19 protein-coding genes are annotated in these 20,202 nt (G+C 68.3%); 8 read left to right on the forward strand and 11 right to left on the reverse strand.

The features are described 5' to 3' along the window. The 4 genes from PUT80_RS21350 to PUT80_RS21365 are packed head-to-tail and all read right to left on the reverse strand — an operon-like array spanning position 1 to position 3,715. Entirely contained in the window at positions 1-1,029 is a 1,029-nt protein-coding gene (locus tag PUT80_RS21350) for an SDR family oxidoreductase (protein WP_275293232.1), read from the reverse strand. 3 nt (positions 1,030-1,032) lie between these two features. After that, positions 1,033-1,683: a PIG-L family deacetylase gene (locus PUT80_RS21355; RefSeq protein WP_043827699.1), complete on the reverse strand. Its 651-nt coding sequence runs from the start codon at positions 1,681-1,683 to the stop codon at positions 1,033-1,035. Beyond that, positions 1,680-2,468, reverse strand: a complete 789-nt coding sequence (locus PUT80_RS21360) for a glucose-1-phosphate cytidylyltransferase (protein WP_238603440.1) — start codon at positions 2,466-2,468, stop codon at positions 1,680-1,682. Before PUT80_RS21360 ends, PUT80_RS21355 begins: the two co-directional genes overlap by 4 nt. After that, on the reverse strand, positions 2,465-3,715 hold the full coding sequence (locus PUT80_RS21365) for a class I SAM-dependent methyltransferase (protein ID WP_238603441.1): 1,251 nt from the start codon (positions 3,713-3,715) through the stop codon (positions 2,465-2,467). Before PUT80_RS21365 ends, PUT80_RS21360 begins: the two co-directional genes overlap by 4 nt. Before the next feature lie 324 nt (positions 3,716-4,039). On the opposite strand from PUT80_RS21365, the gene PUT80_RS21370 reads away from it, so the two are divergent. After that, the gene (locus tag PUT80_RS21370) at positions 4,040-5,218 is read left to right on the forward strand and encodes a glycosyltransferase (RefSeq protein ID WP_238603442.1); all 1,179 of its coding nucleotides are present in this window, start codon (positions 4,040-4,042) and stop codon (positions 5,216-5,218) included. A 3-nt stretch (positions 5,219-5,221) separates the two neighbouring features. Continuing rightward, positions 5,222-6,541 carry a UDP-glucose/GDP-mannose dehydrogenase family protein gene (locus PUT80_RS21375; RefSeq protein WP_275293233.1) on the forward strand — a complete coding sequence of 440 codons (1,320 nt, stop codon included), beginning with the start codon at positions 5,222-5,224 and terminating at the stop codon, positions 6,539-6,541. Between the two features lie 59 nt (positions 6,542-6,600). Here the strand turns inward: PUT80_RS21375 and PUT80_RS21380 are convergent, their stop codons facing one another. From PUT80_RS21380 to PUT80_RS21395, 4 genes are all read right to left on the reverse strand, one after another. Further along, on the reverse strand, positions 6,601-7,524 hold the full coding sequence (locus PUT80_RS21380; protein WP_275293234.1) for a glycosyltransferase family 2 protein: 924 nt from the start codon (positions 7,522-7,524) through the stop codon (positions 6,601-6,603). 141 nt (positions 7,525-7,665) lie between these two features. Beyond that, the gene (locus PUT80_RS21385) at positions 7,666-8,352 is read right to left on the reverse strand and encodes a glycoside hydrolase family 75 protein (RefSeq protein WP_275293235.1); all 687 of its coding nucleotides are present in this window, start codon (positions 8,350-8,352) and stop codon (positions 7,666-7,668) included. 149 nt (positions 8,353-8,501) lie between these two features. Further along, positions 8,502-9,134 carry a polysaccharide deacetylase family protein gene (locus PUT80_RS21390; RefSeq protein ID WP_037816349.1) on the reverse strand — a complete coding sequence of 211 codons (633 nt, stop codon included), beginning with the start codon at positions 9,132-9,134 and terminating at the stop codon, positions 8,502-8,504. Between the two features lie 177 nt (positions 9,135-9,311). Continuing rightward, positions 9,312-9,773, reverse strand: a complete 462-nt coding sequence (locus PUT80_RS21395; RefSeq protein WP_275293236.1) for a CGNR zinc finger domain-containing protein — start codon at positions 9,771-9,773, stop codon at positions 9,312-9,314. 96 nt (positions 9,774-9,869) lie between these two features. Between PUT80_RS21395 and PUT80_RS21400 the strand changes: the two genes are divergently transcribed. Then, entirely contained in the window at positions 9,870-10,730 is an 861-nt protein-coding gene (locus tag PUT80_RS21400; RefSeq protein ID WP_275293237.1) for an alpha/beta hydrolase, read from the forward strand. A 23-nt stretch (positions 10,731-10,753) separates the two neighbouring features. On the opposite strand, the gene ddaH is transcribed toward PUT80_RS21400, so the two are convergent. Further along, positions 10,754-11,599 carry a dimethylargininase gene (gene ddaH, locus PUT80_RS21405; protein ID WP_107051121.1) on the reverse strand — a complete coding sequence of 282 codons (846 nt, stop codon included), beginning with the start codon at positions 11,597-11,599 and terminating at the stop codon, positions 10,754-10,756. A gap of 74 nt (positions 11,600-11,673) precedes the next feature. Here ddaH and PUT80_RS21410 point away from each other — a divergent pair, with 74 nt between their 5' ends. The 4 genes from PUT80_RS21410 (at position 11,674) to PUT80_RS21425 (ending at position 16,206) form a co-directional block, all read left to right on the forward strand. Then, positions 11,674-12,117, forward strand: coding sequence for an Lrp/AsnC family transcriptional regulator (locus PUT80_RS21410; protein WP_037712217.1), 444 nt, complete (start codon positions 11,674-11,676; stop codon positions 12,115-12,117). 51 nt (positions 12,118-12,168) lie between these two features. After that, complete coding sequence (locus PUT80_RS21415) at positions 12,169-12,930, forward strand: enoyl-CoA hydratase (protein WP_275293238.1); 762 nt, start codon at positions 12,169-12,171, stop codon at positions 12,928-12,930. 286 nt (positions 12,931-13,216) lie between these two features. After that, positions 13,217-15,145 carry a 2-oxoacid:acceptor oxidoreductase subunit alpha gene (locus PUT80_RS21420; protein ID WP_275293239.1) on the forward strand — a complete coding sequence of 643 codons (1,929 nt, stop codon included), beginning with the start codon at positions 13,217-13,219 and terminating at the stop codon, positions 15,143-15,145. Further along, a complete protein-coding gene (locus PUT80_RS21425; RefSeq protein ID WP_037816355.1) occupies positions 15,142-16,206 on the forward strand; it encodes a 2-oxoacid:ferredoxin oxidoreductase subunit beta in 1,065 nt (354 codons plus the stop codon). Before PUT80_RS21420 ends, PUT80_RS21425 begins: the two co-directional genes overlap by 4 nt. Positions 16,207-16,269: 63 nt before the next feature. On the opposite strand, the gene PUT80_RS21430 is transcribed toward PUT80_RS21425, so the two are convergent. Next, the gene (locus PUT80_RS21430; RefSeq protein ID WP_037816357.1) at positions 16,270-17,700 is read right to left on the reverse strand and encodes a hypothetical protein; all 1,431 of its coding nucleotides are present in this window, start codon (positions 17,698-17,700) and stop codon (positions 16,270-16,272) included. Between the two features lie 12 nt (positions 17,701-17,712). Next, positions 17,713-18,750 (reverse strand): polyprenyl synthetase family protein, encoded by a 1,038-nt coding sequence (locus tag PUT80_RS21435; RefSeq protein WP_037816359.1) that lies wholly within the window; start codon positions 18,748-18,750, stop codon positions 17,713-17,715. A 260-nt stretch (positions 18,751-19,010) separates the two neighbouring features. Here PUT80_RS21435 and PUT80_RS21440 point away from each other — a divergent pair, with 260 nt between their 5' ends. Then, the gene (locus PUT80_RS21440) at positions 19,011-19,661 is read left to right on the forward strand and encodes a hypothetical protein (RefSeq protein ID WP_037816361.1); all 651 of its coding nucleotides are present in this window, start codon (positions 19,011-19,013) and stop codon (positions 19,659-19,661) included. The last annotated feature ends 541 nt before the right edge of the window (positions 19,662-20,202 follow it).

The raw sequence follows: 20,202 nt of genomic DNA on the forward strand, positions 1-20,202 counted from the left end.
TCAGCCCACCGCGACCGGGCGAAGGCCGGCGTCGACGCTGCCGGTCGCCCCGCGGTCGCGCAGCCGGGCAAGCCGGGTGAACCGGCGGTCGAACGCCTCCTGGGTCAGCCCGAAGGCGCGGTACTTGCCGGCCAGTTCCCGTGCGCCGGCGGGCACTGTCCATACGCACGCGAAGCCGGGCAATGCGGCCCGAGCGCGGGAAAAGTCCACACGGTAGGAACGCGGGTCGTTGCCGGCTTCCCCGGTGATCAGCAGCTCGGAACCCGGCACCGCCTTCGCCACCGCCTCCGCGATCTCCGCCACCCGCAGGTTGTTCTCCTCGGTCCCGACGTTGAACGCCCTCGCGCGCACCGCTTCCGCCGGCGCGGTGAGCGCCGCGGCGAACGCGCTGGCGATGTCCGCGGCGTGCACCAGGGGCCGCCATGGGGTTCCGTCGGACAGCACCCGGACCACCCCGGTGAGAATCGCGTGGCCGACGAGGTTGTTCAGCACGATGTCGGCGCGCAACCGCGGCGAAAAGCCGAATGCGGTGGCATTGCGCAGGAAAACCGGCGTGAAGTCGCTGTCGGCGAGATTGACGAGATCGTCCTCCACCCGCACCTTGGACTCGGCGTACGGCGTGACTGGACGCAGCGGTGCGTCCTCGTCTACCAAGTCGTCGCCGCCCGCGCCGTATACCGAACACGTCGAGGCGTAGAGAAAGCGCCGCACGCCGGCTTCCTTCGCGAGCATCGCCAGCCTCGTCGACGCGCGGTGGTTGACGGCGTAGGTGAGGTCCGGGTCCAGCGAACCGAGCGGATCGTTCGACAGTGCGGCCAGGTGGATCACCGCCTCGAAACCGGCGAGCTGATCGACCGTGACGTCGCGCAGGTCCACTGCGAGCGCGGGCGGATCATTCGGCTGCGGGCCCAGCACGCAGTCGGCGAAGAGGCCGGAATCGAGCCCGGTCACCTCGTGTCCGGACTGGGCGAGCACCGGTGCCATCACGCTGCCGAGGTACCCCTGGTGTCCGGTGAGCAAGACGCGCATCGATCAGCCTCCCGCGAGGTCGAGGGTGAGTTTGCCGGTATGGAAGGCCTCCGCGTACCGCGCCTGACATTCGATGCCGCGGATCCGGGCCAGCCCCAGGAACGCCTCCCGGTCGTACCAGGGCCGGTGCCGCTGCGACGCGTAATGCTCCTGCAACAGCGTCACTTTCCGCTCCGCGATCTCTGGCGTGAGCGGCTGGTAAGCGGATGGACGGCCGAGGTCGCCATCCCATTTGACGATCTCGTACCCGAGCGCCGGCTGGCCCCGGAACGCCGTCGGGATCAGCTTCGCCAGCCCCCGGTGGTCCTGGTGCGCGTCCCTCGGCTGCGGCCCGATGACGAGGTCCGGATCGATCTTCGAACGCAGGTCCTCCACTGCTTCCTTGGCCTCTTCCCACTGCGCGGGGAGCCGGCCGTCGCGCAGTTTCAGTACCGTCACCGAAAGCCGGGCGCCTGGGCAGAACGCGGCCAGCGCGGCTCGTTCCTCTTCCTCGCGCACGGTCCCGCCGCCCGACAGCACGAGCGCCTGGATCTCGAGCCCGGGTCGTGCTTCGCACAGGGTGAGCAGGGTCCCGCCGGCACCGATCGCGAGATCGTCACAGTGCGCGGCGAGCAGGGCGACCTTCGCCAGCCCGGGCAGCCTGGCGCCGATCATCCGACCGGTACCCGGTCGTTTTCCCAAAGCGCCCAAGGCTTTTCTCCCCGTGCATACGCCTCGTTCAACGCCGCCCGCTCCTTGATCGTGTCCGTGGGCCGCCAGTAACCGCGGTGCGGATACGCGAGCAGCCTGCCGCGCTTGGCGAGTTCGGCGCAGCCGTCGGCGACCAGGTCGCCGTTCTCCGGGATGTGGTCGAACACTTCCTGTCGCAGCGCGAAATACCCGCCGTTGGCCCACAGCGGCATCTCGCTCACCGGCGTGATTCCCGAGACGAAACCCGCCTCCGATACCTCCACGCAGTGGAATGTCGCCGGCGGCGGGACGATCATCATCGAAGCGCCCGCGTCGGACGCGGAGAACCGGTCGATGAGGTCCGGCAGGGGCGCGTCGGTGAGCACGTCGGCGTAGTTCGCGAGGAACATCTCCTCGGCTTCGACATACGGCCGCACCCGGCGCAGACGTTCGCCGATCGGCGAGTTGATCCCGGTCTGCACGAACGTGATCCGCCAGTCGGAGATATCGGCGGAGAGCAGATCCACCCGTCCGCCCTGCAGCACGAAGTCGTTCGACGCGCTTTCCTCGTAGTGCAGGAAGAAATCCTTGATGTGGTGCGCGCCGTAACCGAGACACAGCACGAAGTCCTTGTGCCCGAAGTACGCGTAATACCGCATCACGTGCCACAGCAGCGGCCGCGGCCCGACGAGTTGCATCGGCTTGGGCGCGTCGCCCGGACCGGACTGCATCCGCGTGCCGTACCCGCCGCAGAACAGGACTACCTTCATCTCGCCACCTCGCTCCGCGCCGGGTCGACGACTTCCAGCCGAGGAATGGGGAACACCAGCTTGCCGCCCCACTCCCCGACGTAGGACAGTTGCTCGGTGAGTTCCTCGCGCAGATTCCACGGCAGCACCAGCACGTAGTCGGGGCGATCCTCCGCCATCCGTTCCGGGGCCAGGACCGGGATGCGCGTGCCGGGAGTGAACCGGCCGTGCTTGTACGGATTCCGATCGACGGTATAGGCCAGCAAGTCCGGCCGGATCCCGCAATGGTTCAGCAGTGTGTTTCCCTTGCCCGGCGCTCCGTATCCGACCACGGTCGCGCCTTCGCGGGCGGCTTCGACCAGGAACCCGAGCAACTCCCGGCGCACGGTCGCCACCTGCCTGCCGAACTCCGTGTATCCCGCGAGTTCGTGCAGTCCCGCGGTTTTCTCCTGAGCCAGCACCTCCAGCACGCGCGCGCTCGGCTCGCCGGCCGCCTCGTCCGGTCGCGCCCACAGCCGGAGCGAACCGCCGTGCGTCGGCAGCAGTTCGACATCCACCAGGGTGAGCCCGCCGGTCGCGAGAGCTCGCTGCGCCGACGCGACGGTGTAGTACTGGAAATGCTCGTGGTAGATCGTGTCGTACTGAGTGAGCTCGATGAGCGTCAACAGATGCTGCACCTCGATCGAAACCCAGCCGTCGTCCGCGACGAGGGCCCGCAGCGCACGCGTGAACCCGATCAGATCCGGAATGTGCGCGTAGACGTTGTTGGCCACCACCAGGTTCGCCGGGCCGTTGCTTTCCCGGACCTCGGCGGCCGTCGCCTCGTCGAGAAAAGTGGTCAGCGTGGGCACGCCCCGGTCTCGTGCCGCCTGGCCGACGTTTGCCGACGGTTCGATTCCCAGACACCGGATCCACCGTTTGACCACATGTTGAAGGAGATATCCGTCGTTGCTCGCGACTTCCACCACAAATCCGTCTTTTTCCAACCCGAGCCGCTCGACCGCGTCAGCGACGAACCGTTCCGCGTGCTCGACCCACGACGCGGAGTACGAGGAAAAATAGGCGTACTCGGTGAAAGTGTCCTCCGGCGTGATCAACGGAGGCAGCTGGGCGAGCCAGCATTCGGTGCACACGCGCAGGTGCAGCGGGTAGGTGATCTCGGGCTCGGCGAGTTGCTCAGCAGTGAGGAAGCGCTCGCACGGCGGAGTCGCGCCGAGATCGGCCACGTCCGCCAAGCTCGTGGAGCCACAGAGTCGGCAGGTCAACATGGGGCGCCCTCTCCGGGGTGACCGCGGCTCCGCGGGTCGCGTACCGCTTACGACCCGGTATTCGCTCCGCACTGGGTGCCGCGTTACAGCGGTCCGGAATGCCTAGCCACCCGAAAAATGGCCACGGCCACGCCGTGCGGTGCGTTTTCGACACACCGCGGCGCGGCCGGAAACCATTGCAGCGCAAGCGATCATTGCAACACGGTCACTTTCGTCGGCACCGTAACAGAGCCGAGCGGCGCAGCGAACTATGAACGTCGACCGTCTGCAGGAGAGGCCGCCATGACGCGTCCGCACATCCTCGTCATAGTCCAGAATCTCCCGGTGCCCCTCGATCGACGGGTCTGGCTCGAATGCCGTGCGCTCACCGAGGCGGGCTACGAGGTTTCGGTTATCTGCCCGAAGGGCGACGGAGATCCAGGCTACGAGGTCTTCGAAGGCGTGCACCTGTACAAGTACGCGCCCGCCCCGGAGGCGGGCGGGGTGTTCGGCTACGCGCTCGAGTTCGGCTACTCGTGGCTGCGCACCGCGTGGTTGAGCCGGAAAGCATGGCGGCGCAAGCCGTTCTCCGCGCTCCAAGCTTGCAATCCGCCGGACACCTATTGGGCACTCGCGCGGCTGTGGCGGCGCCGGGGCGTCCGGTTCGTGTTCGACCACCACGACCTCAATCCGGAGGTCTTCCGGTCGCGCTTCGGCGAACCGTCCGGCCGCGCCGCCCGCGCGCAGCTCGCCGGTCTGTACTGGTTGGAGCGGATGACCTTCCGCACCGCCGACCACGTCATTTCCACCAACGCTTCCTATCAGCGGATCGCGGCCGACCGCGGCGGCGTGCCGGAAGAGAACACGAGCATCGTGCGGTCCGGGCCGGACACCTCGGTAATGCGGGCCGGCAGGCCAGTGCCGGAGCTTCGCCGCGGCCGCCGGCACCTCGCCGTGTGGCTGGGCATCATGGGCCCGCAGGACGGCGTCGACGTGGTGCTGGACATCGCCCGGCGGACGGTGTTCGAACACGGCCGCGACGACGTGCAGTTCGCCGTCCTCGGATTCGGCGACTGTCTCGAGGACCTGCGCCGTCAGTGCTCCGAACTCGGTCTCGACGACTACGTCGATCTGCCGGGCCGGGTGGGGCCCGCTCAGATCTCCGAGTACTTTTCGACCGCCTCGGCCGGGCTCTCGCCGGATCCGCTGAACCCGCTCAACGACGTCTCCACGATGAACAAAACGATGGAGTATCTGGCCTACGGACTGCCGGTGGTCGCCTACCGGCTCGCCGAGAACGCGATCTCCGCCGGCGACTGCGCGGTGTACGTCGAACCCGGCGACGCGGCCGGTTTCACAGAACAGCTCGTCTCCCTGCTCGACGACCCGGATCGCCGGGAGGAGCTGGGCAAGCGGGGCAGGTTGCGCGCCGAACGCGAACTCGACTGGGCCCCGCAGGCACGAACCTACGTCTCCGTCTACGACCGGCTGCTGCGCCGCGACAACGCCACCGAGGGGATCTGACCCATGTTCGTCCGGAGCATCGCTGTAGTCGGCACCGGCTATGTCGGCCTGACCACAGGCGTCTGCCTCGCCTCTCTCGGCCACCGCGTGGTCTGCGCCGACGTCGACCAGGACAAGATCGCGCGGTTGTCCCGCGGCGAAGTCGACATCCTGGAGCCTCGGCTCGCCGAACTGGTGGCCGAGGGACTCGCCGCAGGCAGGTTGAGCTTCGTCCTCGGCGCCCGAGCCGCCGTCGCGCCGGAATCGGGTACCGCCGCCGAAATCGTGTTCCTGTGCGTGCCGACCCCGATGGGCGTGGGCGGCGTCGCGGACCTGGGCTCGGTGGAAGCGGTGCTGCGCGAGATCACCGAAGTGCTGGCACCGGATTCGGTCGTGGTCAACAAGTCGACTGTGCCCGTCGGGACCGCAGACCGCACGCAGGAGCTGCTGGGCCGCGACGACGTCGCCGTGGTCAGCAACCCCGAGTTCCTGCGCGAGGGGTCGGCGGTCGAGGACTTCCTGAAGCCGGACCGGATCGTCGTCGGCAGCCGGTCGCAGGACGCGGCGGAACGCGTCGCCGCCTTGTATTCGCGGCTCGGCGCGCCGACGGTCCTCACCGACGCGGCAAGCGCAGAGCTGGTGAAGTATTCGGCGAACTGTTTCCTCGCCATGAAGTTGTCGTATGTCAATGCGATGGCCGAACTGTGCGAGCGACTGGGTGCGGACATCGGCGACGTCACCGAGGGCATGGGCTACGACCGCCGGATCGGCCAGTCGTTCCTCAGGCCCGGCCCGGGCTGGGGCGGCTCGTGCCTGCCCAAGGACACCAGGGCGATGTTGCAGATCGCGGACTCCGCCGACTTTGAGTTCCGCCTGCTGCGCGCGGCAATCGACACGAACGAACGGCAGCGGCAGCGCATCGTGGACAAAGTGCGGCAATCGGTCACCGGGCGGCGTTCCGGCACGCTCTCGCATGCGCGCGTCGGCCTCCTCGGCCTCACGTTCAAGGCGAACACTGACGACCTGCGCGATTCTCCTGCGATCGCGGTCGCCGCGATGCTCCGCCAGGACGGTGCCGATCTCGTCGCGTACGACCCGGCGGTGCCGGCTGGCACCACGCATCCGGCACTGGCGTCGATCAACGTGGTCGAGGATCCGGAGCTGGCCGCCAAGGACGTCGACGCGCTCGTCGTGCTCACCGAATGGCCGCAGTTCCGTACGCTCGATTGGCCGCGCCTGGCCGAGCTGACGCGGCGTCCGGTCGTCGTGGACACCCGCAATTTGATCGACCCGGACGTGCTCGCCCGCGCCGGATTTCGGTGGTACGGCCTCGGAAGGCGCTGAATACCGGCGCTGAGCCCGCGAGAACTGCCGGCCGTGCGCCGGGTGCGGACCAACGCCGTTCAGTCCGGAAGCGCGGTCAGCCGGCGCGAAGGGCGCATCAACGCCACGAGCGCGGCTCTCGCGGTGCGTCGTCCGCCGAGCGAACGGAAGAACTCGCCGAGCGCCACCGCGGCGAAGTAGGCCGCCGACGCCAGACTCCCGCTGCGCCGGCGAAAAACCTCGACCCGGTTGACGGTGAGCAGCGCCCGCAACTCCGGGTTGGCGCGGGACTCGCCACCGAGGTGATCGACCACCGCAGCCGGCTCGTACCACGGCTGCCAGCCGAAATCCTTTGCCCGCAAGCAGAACTCCGCCTCTTCGCCGTAAAGCAGGAACGATTCGTCCCACGGGCCGATATCGTGCAACGCCTCAGCGCTGATCAGCATCGCCGCTCCGGTGCCCCAGGCGACCGGACGGGGGTACTCGTATTGCACTGGATCAGTGATCAGCTCGCCCATCGTTCCCCATCTACCCGCGCACGCGCTTCCCACGATCGCTTCGGCCAGCGCGCGGCGCACCGTGGGATCGCGGCGGATCGAAGGCTGGAGCGAACCGTCCACGTTGAGCAGCCGTGGATAGACGATGCCTCTGCGCGGGTAATCGAGCGCTTTTCCGAGCACGGCCAGTGAGCCCGCACGGGGGCGTGCGTCCGGATTCAGGACGAAGACCGCGTCCACGTCGACGTTCTGGACTTCTTTGATCGCCGCGTTGAGGGCCGCGGCGCGACTGCCGCCGTGCCCGGTACTCACCAGCCGAATTGGAAAGTCCCAGCCGCGGCTCGCGATCTCCGGGGTGGCGTCGCTGGACATGGTGTCGGCCACGACCACCTCGACGAGTTCTGTGCCGTGGCACGCAGCGGGAAGCGAATCGAGGCATCCGGGCAGCACTTCGGCGCTTTTGTAGGTCACGATCACGACCGACACTCGGAACTGCTGCTCGCTCACATCCGAAAGGTCGGTGCGGGGCATGGCCTTGTTACGGCGAACTTCGTTGGACACCAACGTATATCAGGTCGCCATCAGTACTGCTTGGCAGAGTTCGCGGCAGCTCTCGCGCCGAGCATTCTCCTCAGTTCTCTGAAAAACTCAGTTTCCGCCCACGAACTCCGACGCCAGCTTTTCGCCCGTGCTCGTCGCCGCGGCGTGGTCCTCGATCGGGTTCACCGCCGAGTCCTTGAAGCACACGTACGTCACGCCGGAGTCGACGCCGCCGTTCTTCGGGTCCGGGTTGATGCCGAGGTCCTTGGCCGTCGCGTACGACGCTTCGCCGATGATCTTGTTCGGCCCGGTGTCCCCGATGACCGCGTATTCGACCTTGCCGTTGTAGATCACCGCGCAGGAACCGCCGCCGTTGAGGCCGGAGTTTTCGTAGTTCCAGATGCTGCTCGAACTGGGGACGACGATGTACGGCAGCTTGGCGGCGTTGAGCGGTTTCCCGTCGGATTGCGGGAAAGCGGTGTCGGGCAGGAAGCAGCAGTCGGTGTTCTCGTTGCACTCGGTGGTGCGCTGGCCGTCGCAGTCGATGTCCATGTCGGCTTTCCAGAAGACTGCCTTGCCGGCGTCGCAGACCGGGACGGTCGCGCTGCCGGAGTCTTCGTCGGTTTGGTATTTGCCGTTGGAGATCTGATTGCAGGACGCCACCTTGGCGAGGATTTGATCCGCGGTCGGGCCCGCCTGGACCGCTTCCGGAGCGGGGGTCGCCGCGGAGGCGAGCGCAGTGGGCAGGACGGCGGCGGCTATCGCCAGAATCGCGAGCAGGACGAGTTTCCGCATCGACGCTCCCTGTTTATTAGGAAACTTTCCTTACGGCGGCGCGCGCTCAGGATGCCGCCGAACGGATGCGGTCACAACCCGCCAAAAGAGGGTGTTTTTTCCCGCCGAAGCGAGCAGTCCGTGAAGACTCGTCTCGAATGGGGGGCCGGTTACCGGCCGGGCCTCGACGCCCAGCGTCCGGTGAATCGGCGCGGACGGCGGCTTACTGCCTCGGCCCACCGCGGGCTCAGGTCCGATCGGATCTCCGTCCGCGACCGCACCAGTGCCGCCCCGCGCACCCCGCCGACATTCGCGTACACGCGCGTCGCGCCGGCATCGCGCAGATGCGTCAGCACCCGCCGGTCGAACCGGCCCTCCGGCAGCGAAAACCGCCGCACCGGCGTACCGCTCAGCTGCTCCAGCAACCTCGGCGCGTCGTCCAGTTCCCGGCGCACCGCGAACGAACCGTCGAACCTCCGCCAGTCCAGCCGGTCCCAGCCGTGCGATCCGACGTGCATCCCCGCGTCCACCAGCTGCCGCAGCCCGGCGCGGTCGACGTACCCGCGCTCGCCGACCCGGCCGGCCAACGGGAAGAACTCGGCGTAAAGCCCGCGCTCGACCAGCCGCGGCAAGGCGATCTCGACGTCCGACGAGTTCCCGTCGTCGAAGGTGAGCTGCGCACCCGTCCCCGAGACGACGTCCAGCAGCGCGTCGAACTGCTGCACGGTGATCCACCGCTCGTCCTCACCAGGATCGAGGGCCCGCTGGGGCTTCCCGATGCCGTGCACCGCAAAGGTGATCATCGCGCCTCCCGTCCGTCGTACCGTACCCGATTAATCGGATTAGCAAACGGAGTAGTTACCGACACCGATCCCATGGTCAACAGTGCATTTTCAGCCCAGACTAAACACTCCCGCAGGAAAATCGGAATATGTCCACACTTGTAGACAGCCCCCATCTTCACACGTTTGGGTGAAGATTCAATGATTGCGTTGATAGTGCCGCCGCGCCTTCTCCCGGTTGCCGCAGGCCGCCATCGAGCACCAGCGGGCGCGATTGGCGCGGCTGCGATCGAGCAGGAACAGCTGACACTCGTCATTCGCACAGGCCCGCAGCCGCCCAGGAAGATCCTTTTCGAGCGCCGCCCAATCCAGGACCGCTTCGACGGTCAACCGAGCGTGCGGCGGCGTTTCCACTGACCACTGCAGCCCGTCCGCGGAGACCTCCGGAACCTGCCGAACCCCGTCGAGAAGCGGACGCAACACGGTCGGCGAGCTGTCCCCGCGCACGACGTCGCACAGGAGATTTCGCGCCTGACGCAGCAGCTCCAGCTCCGCGGCGCTCCCGTCTCCGCCGTGCTCCCTCGCCCACTGCTGCCCCAGCGCGTCCTGTTCCTCGCCGTTGACCAGTGGCCTGCTGTTGAGCAGGTCGAGCACGTCCATCGCAGCCCCTAACCAGATTGAACACTTTGACAGGTTAGCCCGGCCATGCTTCCATGGCGAGCACCTAACCAGATTAAAACCTCAAAGGGGTTAGCCATGATCCAGCACCGGACGGCGACCGTCGACGGCCACGAGCTCTTCTACCGCGAGGCCGGTCCCGCCGACGCGCCCGCGATCGTCCTGCTGCACGGGTATCCGACCAGCTCGTTCATGTTCCGGAACCTCATCCCGCTGCTGGCCGGCCGCTACCGGGTGATCGCGCCGGACCACCTCGGCTTCGGGCACTCCGCCGCCCCCTCAGCCGACGAGTTCGACTACACCTTCGACACACTCGCCGACCTCACGTCCGGCCTGCTCGACCAGCTGGGCCTGGACCGCTACGCGGTTTACGTCCAGGACTACGGCGCCCCGATCGCCTGGCGGCTCGCGCTCAAACAGCCGGACCGGATCTCGGCGATCGTCACGCAGAACGGCAACGGATACGAGGAAGGCTTCGTCGACTCGTTCTGGACCGGCCTCTGGGCCTACGGCGCGAACCCCGGCCCGGACACCGAACCGGCTGTCCGCGCCGCGCTGAGCTACGACGCCATCCGCTGGCAGTACCTGCACGGCGTCGCCGACCCGAGCCTGGTCAGCCCGGACACCTGGGAACACGACCACGCGCGGGTGTCCCGCCCCGGCAACGACGAAATCCAGCTCGCGCTGTTCCGCGACTACCAGAACAACCGCCCGCTTTACCCGCTGCTGCACGAATTCCTGCGCACGCACGACGTCCCGGTGCTCGCCGTGTGGGGCCGCAACGACGAGATCTTCGGCCCAGCCGGCGCCGAAGCCTTCGCCCGCGACGCGCGAGACGCCGAAGTGCACCTGATCGACGGCGGCCACTTCCTGCTGGAAAGCCACCTCGATGTCGTCGCGGGCTACCTGCATGGCTTCCTCGGCCGGGTCCTCAGGTAACCAGGCTCGGCGAAACCGGCGTCCTACTTGCGGATCTCCAACGTGCAGCACTTCGGCCCGCCGCCAGCCTTCCGCAGCTCCGAAATGTCCACATACACCGGCTCGTAGCCCCGCTCAGCAAGCCGCGCGCCAAGGTCGGTCGCCTCAACCGGCAACACGACATTGCGCCCGTCGGACACGCCGTTCAGCCCGAAGCATTCGGCATCAGCCGCCGTAGCGAGAACAGCGTCCGGGAACATCCGCCGCAGCACGCGCTGCGAGCCCGGCGAGAACGCGTCCGGGTAGTAGACGACCTGCGCGGTCGTCGTGTCCGTCGCCTCGGCCAGCACGAACAGCGCGGTGTCGAGGTGGTAGTAGCGCGGGTCGATCAGCTGCAGCGACACGACCGGGACGCCGAGGACCTCCTGCGCCTCGGCGTGCGCGGCCGGGTCGGTGCGGAATCCGGTGCCGGCCAGCAGCACCCGGCCGGTCCAGGCGAAATCGCCCTCGGCCTCGTTGATCTTCTCCGGCATGGTCAGGTCGCGGTAGCCGTGTTCGAGGAACCAGCGGCGGAAGTGCTCCGCCTCGGCGGCGCGCTGCGGGGCGCGGAACCGCGAGCCGAGCACGCGCCCGTCCACGACGGTGCCCGAATTGGCCGCGAACACCATGTCCGGAAGGCCGGGTTGCGGGTCGATTTCCTCGACCGTGTGGCCGAGGCGGCGGTAGGTGTCGCGCAGCTCGGTCCACTGCGCGACGGCGACGTCCGCGCTGACCGGCTTCGAAGGGTCCATCCAGGGGTTGATCGCGTAGTCGACGGCGAAATAACGCGGCGGGCACATCAGGTAACGGCGGGGCGTGGGCACCCGCGGCGGCACAACCTCTCCCTGCATGCAACAAGGCTAAGGTCGACCTAATCTCGCAATCAATCGCTGTTCACTGCGCACCTGCGTGCTAAACATTGCGTGTGAACACCATCGACCAGCGAATCGTTTCCTGCCTGGTGGCCAACGCCCGCTCCAGCTACGCGGAGATCGGCAAGGTGGTCGGGCTGTCCGCCCCGGCGGTGAAACGACGGGTGGACCGACTGCTGGAAACGGGCGTGCTGCGCGGCTTCACCGCGGTCGTCGACCCGGAGGCGCTCGGCTGGGGCACCGAGGCGTTCGTCGAAGTGCACTGCCAGGGCAACGTCACGCCCGGCCGGATCCGGGCCCGGCTCGAACCGTTGACCGAGGTCGTCGCCGCGTACACGGTGTCCGGCGCGGCGGACGCGATCGTCCACCTGCGCGCCGCCGACATCCACCACCTCGAGACCGCATTGGAACGGCTGCGCGGGTTGGAAATCATCGACCGGACAGTGTCGACAGTCGTGCTGTCCCGGCTGCTGGAGCGGCCGCCGACGCCGTCCTGAGTGACAGTTCTAACCGGCGGCGGCGCGCCTCAGCCTGCGATGCTGAGCGCCATGACCGACCGCATTCACAGCGAGCACGACCAGGGCATCGCGCTGCTCACCGTCGACGCCCCGAAAAGCCGCAACGCGCTCACCCTCGACCTCTCCGCCGAACTGGCCGCCGCGGTCGCGCGCGCTGAGGCCGACGAGAGCGTGCACGCCGTGATCGTCACGGGTGCACCGCCGGCGTTCTGCGCAGGCGCGGACCTCACCGCGCTGGGCAAGGCTGACGCCGAAGGATTGCGTTCGGTGTACGCGGGCTTCCTCGCTGTCGCGGGATGCAGCCTGCCGACGATCGCCGCGGTCGGCGGGGCCGCTGTCGGCGCTGGTCTGAACCTCGCGCTGGCCGCCGACGTCCGGCTCGTGGGTCCGCACGCCAAATTCATCCCGCGCTTCCTCGAACTCGGCTTGCACCCCGGCGGCGGCATGACCTGGATGTCGCAACGAATCCTCGGTCCGCAGCAGGCGTCCGCGATGGCGTTGTTCGGCGAAACCCTTACCGCGGAATCCGCGGTAAGGGTGGGGTTCGCACTGCGCTTGGTGGACGGCGGCCACGACGCATTGGTCCAGGCCGCCCGCGACCTCGCCGCCCCGGCGGTCGCCGCTCCGCGTGAGGTGGTGCTGTCCACCAAGCGGACTATGCGGCAGACGAGCGGCCTCACCGAACACGCCGCCGCGGTCGACGCCGAACTCGCTCCGCAGCTGGAATCGCTGGCCGCACCGGCATTCGCGGAACGATTGGCGGCGATGAAAGCGCGCATCAGCGGCCGCTGAGCACCGCCGCGCACAATTTCTCACATTCCGAGAACCCTCAACCTGGAGCAAACTGCTGGTCAGTGCCGTACCGGCGGCGAGAGACGCGCGTCACTCCGGACGCCGGGCCGATTCGCCCTACGATCGAAGACACCCCGGTGGGCACTCGGCCTGGCGACCCCACACTTGACCGCTCTGCGACCGCGGCCACAGGTGTGGCGAGTAACCTCGGAAGCAGGCCTCGGCGGGCTCCCCGGGGAGCCGACCCTGGCCCGCAGCACGCCGGGAGAGAGGGATTCCCTGACCCATGAGCACCAGTGCGAACGGCAGCGCGGCCGGGAACACCCGCGGCGCGCTGGCCGCGTCCCGGACCACCGAGGTGAACAAGCTGGACCGGGTGGTCATCCGGTTTGCCGGCGACTCGGGCGACGGGATGCAGCTGACCGGCGACCGGTTCACCTCGGAGGCGGCGGCCTTCGGGAACGACCTGTCGACCATGCCCAACTTCCCCGCCGAGATCCGGGCGCCGCAGGGCACCATCCCCGGCGTCTCGTCCTTCCAGGTGCATTTCGCCGACTACGACATCCTCACGCCGGGCGACCGGCCGGACGTGCTCGTCGCGATGAACCCCGCCGCGCTCAAGGCGAACGTCCGCGACGTCCCGCACGGCGGGACGATCATCCTCAACACCGACGAGTTCTCCAAGCGGAACCTGGTGAAGGTCGGCTACGAGACCGACCCGCTCGACGACGATTCGCTGTCGCCGTTCCAGGTGCACCGGGTCGCCATGTCGACGCTGACCCAGGGCGCGCTCGCCGACACCGGCCTCGGCAAGAAGGACGCCGAACGCTGCAAGAACATGTTCGCGCTCGGCCTGCTGTCGTGGATGTACCACCGGCCGACCGAGGGCACTGAGCGGTTCCTGCGCGAGAAGTTCGCGAAGAAGCCGGACATCGCCGAGGCGAACATCCTCGCCTTCCGGGCGGGCTGGAACTACGGCGAGACCACCGAATCGTTCGCGACCACCTTCGAGGTCGCGCCCGCGAAGCTGAACAAGGGCACCTACCGGCAGATCACCGGGAACACCGCGCTGGCGTACGGGATCGTGGCCGCCGGACAGCAGTCCGGGCTGCAGATCCTGCTCGGCACGTACCCGATCACGCCTGCCTCGGACGTGCTGCACGAACTGTCCAAGCACAAGAACTACGGCATCATCACCTTCCAGGCCGAGGACGAGATCGCGGGCATCGGGGCCGCGCTCGGCGCGTCCTACGGCGGGGCGCTGGGCATCACGTCCACGTCCGGCCCCGGCGTCGCGCTCAAGTCGGAGACCATCGGCCTCGGCGTGATGACCGAACTGCCGCTGGTGATCATCGACGTGCAGCGCGGCGGGCCGTCCACCGGCCTGCCGACCAAGACCGAGCAGGCCGACCTGCTGCAGGCGATGTTCGGCCGCAACGGCGAATCGCCGGTGCCGATCGTCGCGCCGCTCTCGCCCGCCGACTGTTTCGACGCGGCGATCGAGGCCACCCGGATCGCGCTGAAGTACCGCACGCCGGTGCTGCTGCTGTCCGACGGCGCGATCGCCAACGGGTCCGAACCGTGGCTGGTCCCGAATGTCGAAGACCTGCCGGACCTGCGCGTGGAATTCGCGTCGGAACCCAACTCCGACAACGGATCCGGCGAGTTCTGGCCGTACGTGCGCGATCCGGAGACGCTCGCGCGGGCGTGGGCGATCCCGGGCACTCCCGGGCTGCAGCACCGCATCGGCGGGCTGGAGAAGGCCGACGGCACCGGGCACATCTCCTACGACCCGGACAACCACGACAAGATGGTGCGGCTGCGCCAGGCGAAGGTCGACGGCATCGACGTGCCGGACCTCGAGGTCGACGACCCGTCCGGCGAGGCGCGCGTGCTGGCGCTGGGCTGGGGTTCGTCCTACGGCCCGATCGGCGCGGCCTGCCGCCGGGTGCGCAAGCTCGGGATGCCGATCGCGCAGGCGCACCTGCGGCACCTCAACCCGTTGCCGCACAACCTCGGCGAGGTGCTGGCCCGCTACGACCGGGTCGTCGTCCCGGAGATGAACCTCGGCCAGCTCGCGCTGCTGCTGCGGGCGAAGTACCTGGTGGACGTGCACTCCTACACCAAGGTCGCCGGCCTGCCGTTCAAGGCCGAGGAACTGCAGAACGTGTTCGCCGACATCATCGCCAACCTCGTTCCGGAGGGCGTCAAGTGACCGCCATCGATCTCGGGCTGCCGCAGTTGGGCGGCATCGACCTGGTGCCGACCACCGACGAACCGCAGAAGGCCAAGGACTACAAGTCCGACCAGGAAGTGCGCTGGTGCCCCGGGTGCGGCGACTACGTGGTGCTCAACGCCGTGCAGTCGTTCCTGCCGACGCTCGGGCTGAAGCGCGAGAACATCGTCTTCATCTCCGGCATCGGCTGCTCGTCGCGGTTCCCGTACTACCTCAACACCTACGGCATGCACTCGATCCACGGCCGCGCGCCGTCGATCGCGACCGGGCTCGCCACCACGCGTCCCGACCTGTCGGTGTGGGTCGTCACCGGCGACGGCGACGCGCTGTCCATCGGCGGCAACCACCTGATCCACGCGTTGCGGCGCAACGTGAACATCAAGATCCTGCTGTTCAACAACCGGATCTACGGGCTGACCAAGGGCCAGTACTCGCCGACGTCCGGACAGGGCATGGTCACCAAGTCGACCCCGATGGGTTCGCTGGACACGCCGTTCAACCCGCTGTCGCTGGCGATCGGCGCGGAAGCGTCGTTCGTGGGCCGCGCGATGGACTCCGACCGCAAGGGCCTCACCGAAGTCCTTGAAGCGGCGGCGAAACACCGCGGTTCGGCGCTGGTGGAGATCTACCAGAACTGCCCGATCTTCAACGACGGCGCGTTCGATGTGCTGAAGGACAAGGACGAGGCCGCGTCCCGGCTGATCCCGCTGCGCGCGGGCGAACCGATCCGCTTCGGCCCGGAAGCCGAATTCGGCGTCCGCCGCGGCGACTGGGGCGGCCTGGACGTCGGCAAGGTCGCCGAGATCGGCGAGGAAAACCTGGTGGTGCACGACCCGTCGATCGCGGACACGTCGTACGCCTTCGCGCTTTCCCGCCTCGGCGACCAGAACCTGAACCACGTCCCGACGGGCATCCTGCGCCAGGTCGAACGCCCCACGTACGACGACGCCGCCCGGGCCCAGGTCGAGCAGGCACGCGAAGCACGAAAGCCGGACCTGCAGGGCTTGTTGCGAGGCAAGGACACCTGGACCGTCGCATAGTCCACATAAGACAGAGGCCGCCACTCCCGGATTCGGGAATGGCGGCCTCTGTCCTATCTGGACTCAGTGCAGCGGACGGAACCCGACCCGCTCAGCATCGGCGGCGCTGCGGAACCACACCTCAGCCACCATCTTCGGGAACTGCGGCGAATCCTCCCCGCAATACCGCAACGCCGTCACGCTCGCCTTCACGGTGAAACCCTCCGCCGGACGACCGCCGCCCGGACGCGGCATCGCCGAACCCGGTCCGAACGGTCCCGGCGGCACCGCGTCGTCCGCGGTCTGCCGTGCGGGCGGCGGTTCCGGAGCGGCCATCGCGGCCTGATTCGGTTGCACGGACGGCTCGAACAGCGAACCGCTGTGTCCGCCGGCGAGATCCGGTTCACGGCGCTCCACCGGGCGCATCGACGGCTGGATCGGCCGCGGCGGGTCAAAACCGCCACGCGGGGATTCGCGGCGCTGCCGCTTCGGCAGGCCCTGGCTGCCTTCCGCAGTGTCCTCTGTGGACTCAGCGGCGACGGGCTCGACGCTCGGGATCAGGTGATCGGTCGACGAATCCTCTTCGAGGTGACCGACCGCCGACTCGACCGGTTCGGCGGGTTCCTCGAACGGCGACCGCTGAGCCGCTTCCGGCTGGTTGAACCAGTCCGGTTCCGGTTCGGGCGCGCGGCCCGGGCCCGGACGGAACAGCGAGACCGGCTCGGACTCCGAAGCCGTGCTGTCCAACGGAGTCGGGTCGAGCCGTCGCTCCAAAGAGGACAGGCCGTCCGCCGGTTCGGCGAGGTGCCGGCTCGGCTCCTCTTCGGCGGGACTCTCGGAGTGGTCCGCCGCGGGAACGTCAGCCGGTTCCGGCATCCGGTGGTAACCGCTGTCGTGCTCGTCCGCCGACTCCGCGACGCGGTGGTAGCCGCTGTCGTGCTCGTCGGCGGGTTCTGCGACACGGTGGTAGCCGCTGTCGTGGTCCTCGGCCGGTTCCGCGATGCGGTGCGAACCGGTGTCGACCGGCTGCAGGTACTCGGTGGCGGCGGCGCGGTAGGCCGAACCGGAGTCTTCCGGAGCGCTCTCGGCCGGGGCGCTGTCGAAAAGCCCGTTCGCCGCTTGGTGTTCGCGAGCCTCGGCCTGCGCGAACGCCTCGTCGACGTCGTCCTCCGGCGCTTCCGCGGTGTCCGCGGCAGAAGCAGCGGCCGGTTCCGGCGCCGTGCGGTATTCCGCGTCGTACTCGGCTTCCGGCTCGAAAGCGCTCGTCGCCTGGATGACTTCCGTCGGAGCGTGCTCGCGGCGGTCTCTGGTCCAGTCCTCCGCGGGCGCCGGCACCGCGGTGCGCGCGGGCGTGCTGGCCGCGGCGCGGGCCGTGTCGGCGTGTGCGCTCGCCAGTTCCGTTTCCAGTTCGCGCACCCGTTTGCGCGCCGGACGCGCCAGCACCAGCCAGGCGATGACCGCGCCTACAATGAAGGCCAGCAGGCTCCAGAGCCACACCTGCCCGAAAATGGACATTTCTCGCCCCTTTTAGAACGTTCGCGCGACCAGGTAGTCGGCGACCGACTCGCAAGCGTCGCGCGCAGGGGAAGCGGGCAGCGAGGCGAGCTCGGCACGTGCTCGGGAAGCGTAGTCGGAAAGGGTTTCACGCGCGCGTTCGAGGCCACTGGAACGGCGCAGCAGCTCGAGCGCCTCGGCCACCAGGTCGTCGTCGGTGATGGGGCCGGCGAGCAGCTCGACGAGCCGCGGGTCGGTGCCCGGATCGGCCAGCGCGTACAGCATCGGCAGCGTGCGAACGCCTTCCCGCAGGTCAGTGCCCTGCGCCTTGCCCAGCTCGACCGAGGGCGACGCGATGTCGATGACATCGTCGGAGATCTGGAAGGCCGCGCCGATGATGTCGCCGAAGCGGCGCAGCGCCTGGATGTGCTCCTCGGCCGCACCGGACATCATGCCGCCGAAGCGTCCGGACGTCGCGATCAGCGACCCGGTCTTCTGCGCGATGACGGTGAGGTAGTGCTCGACCGGATCGTCGCCAGGGCCGGGACCGACGGTCTCCCGCATCTGCCCGCTGACCAGCTCGCCGAACGTTTCGGCGATGATCCGCGCGGCGTCCGTGCCGAGGTCGGCGACGAGCCGGGAGGCGTGCGCGAAGAGGTAGTCACCGGTGAGGATCGCGACCGTGTTGTCCCAGCGCGAGTTGACGCTCTCCGCGCCGCGCCGCATGGTCGCCTCGTCCATGACGTCGTCGTGATACAGCGTCGCGAGGTGCACCAACTCGACCGCGGCAGCAGCGATCAGCACCTGCTCGCCCTGCTTGGGCCCGAACTGCGCCGACAGCAGCGTGAACAGCGGACGAAAACGTTTGCCCCCCGCCTCGACCAGGTGCAACGCCGCGTCGTGCACAGCGGGCACGTCACTCTTCACGACGTCCCGCAGCATCGTCTCGACGTCCGCCAGCCCGCCCGCGATGGCGCGCAGCAACGGCTCGTCCTGGATCTGCAGCCCGACGGTCGCGCGCAGGTCCTCTACAGCGCCATCCCGGGCCGCCCCCGGAGGTGGTGAAGACACAGACACGTCGGCTCCGCTCTCTCATGGCGCTCTTCGCCAGTCGGTTACCCCCTTCAGGGTAGTGGTTGCCCCGCGGCCTGCCTTTACCCGCTGTCCTGCGGAAACGGTGACGAACGCGACACTGCCGCCCCTGATGCCCGCCACGCCACGAACGGGTTGATCCGCGATCCCGGACGGGTGATCGCCGCCCGAGGACGCAACGGGCGATTCGGACCTGCGGATAGTCGGGAGAGGGAGCAACACAGCCGAGGAGACCCGACATGATCATCAAGCGCACCGCACTGGCCGGAGCAGCCCTGGCCACCGCCGGCTTGCTCGCCACCGCCGGCACCGCCGTCGCGGACAGCCCGGCCGGAATCGCCGACATCGGCAACGCGAACTTCACGAAGTCCGGAACCACCATCTCCATCCCGACGCAAGCCCCGTGCGCCGTAGAAGGCCCGACAAGCGCCTCCGCAGCAGCGGTGTCGCAACCAGGCGTCCGCTTCGGCGGCGGCACGTCCTCCTGCACAACGGAGGTCACCGACCCGGCGAACGACGTCACCACCACCACGTCGACGGCCACTGGAAACAACTTCGAACTGTCCGCCCTGGTGAGCTCCGGCGGCAAACGAATCCGCATCTCGTCGTACACGGTGACCTGCAAGGCAACCCAAAGCGGCACGAACGCGAACTGGACCCTGAGCGGCCTGACCGGAATCAGCGGCCTGCCCTCGCCACTCCCCGCGAACTACACGAAGCCGCTGACGAAATCGGACGGCACGCTGCTGGCGAACGCAGTCTTCAACATCCAAACGCTGCCCGGCGACGGAAGCATGACCCTGACCATGCTGCGCATCGACTTCGCCCCCGCCTCGGGCGCCTCGGGATCGGTCACCGTCGGCCACACCGCCTGCGCTCCCACTCCCTGAAGCGAATGAGGGGAACCCTCACGGAGCCAGATTCCCCCAGGGTTCCCCTCACGCCCCACAACCCGGACCCCCGCACCGCACGGCACCGCCCGCACCGCGATGCACCCCAATGCGGCATTGGGTGCATCCCACGCACCCAATGTGGCATTCGTTGCGTCACACGCACCCAATGCCACATTGGGGCGCTAACCCCACCACGGTGCAGCGAGCGAAAGAGGCTCCGCCGCCGCACCCACGCACGCTCCGCGTGCGAACCCCCGCATGCACCACCACAAACCGCAGCCAACGCACCCAGCCCCGACTTGGGACGCAAGCCGCCCCACCCCAAACCTCAGCCAACGCCACATCGCGACGCAAGCCACCCCACCACAAACCGCAGCCAACGCACCAACCCCACACCGGGACGCAAGCCCGACCCCCACAAACCGCAGCCGATGCACCCAAAGCAAGGCACCCACACCTCCCCCACCCCCGATACGACGCCAAAAACACGGCGCGGGGGTGCTTGTCAAGGCATCTTTCCCGCCTTGACAAGCACCCC

The organism is Amycolatopsis sp. La24 (assembly GCF_029087445.1).
In the GTDB taxonomy this organism is placed as follows: domain Bacteria; phylum Actinomycetota; class Actinomycetes; order Mycobacteriales; family Pseudonocardiaceae; genus Amycolatopsis; species Amycolatopsis nivea.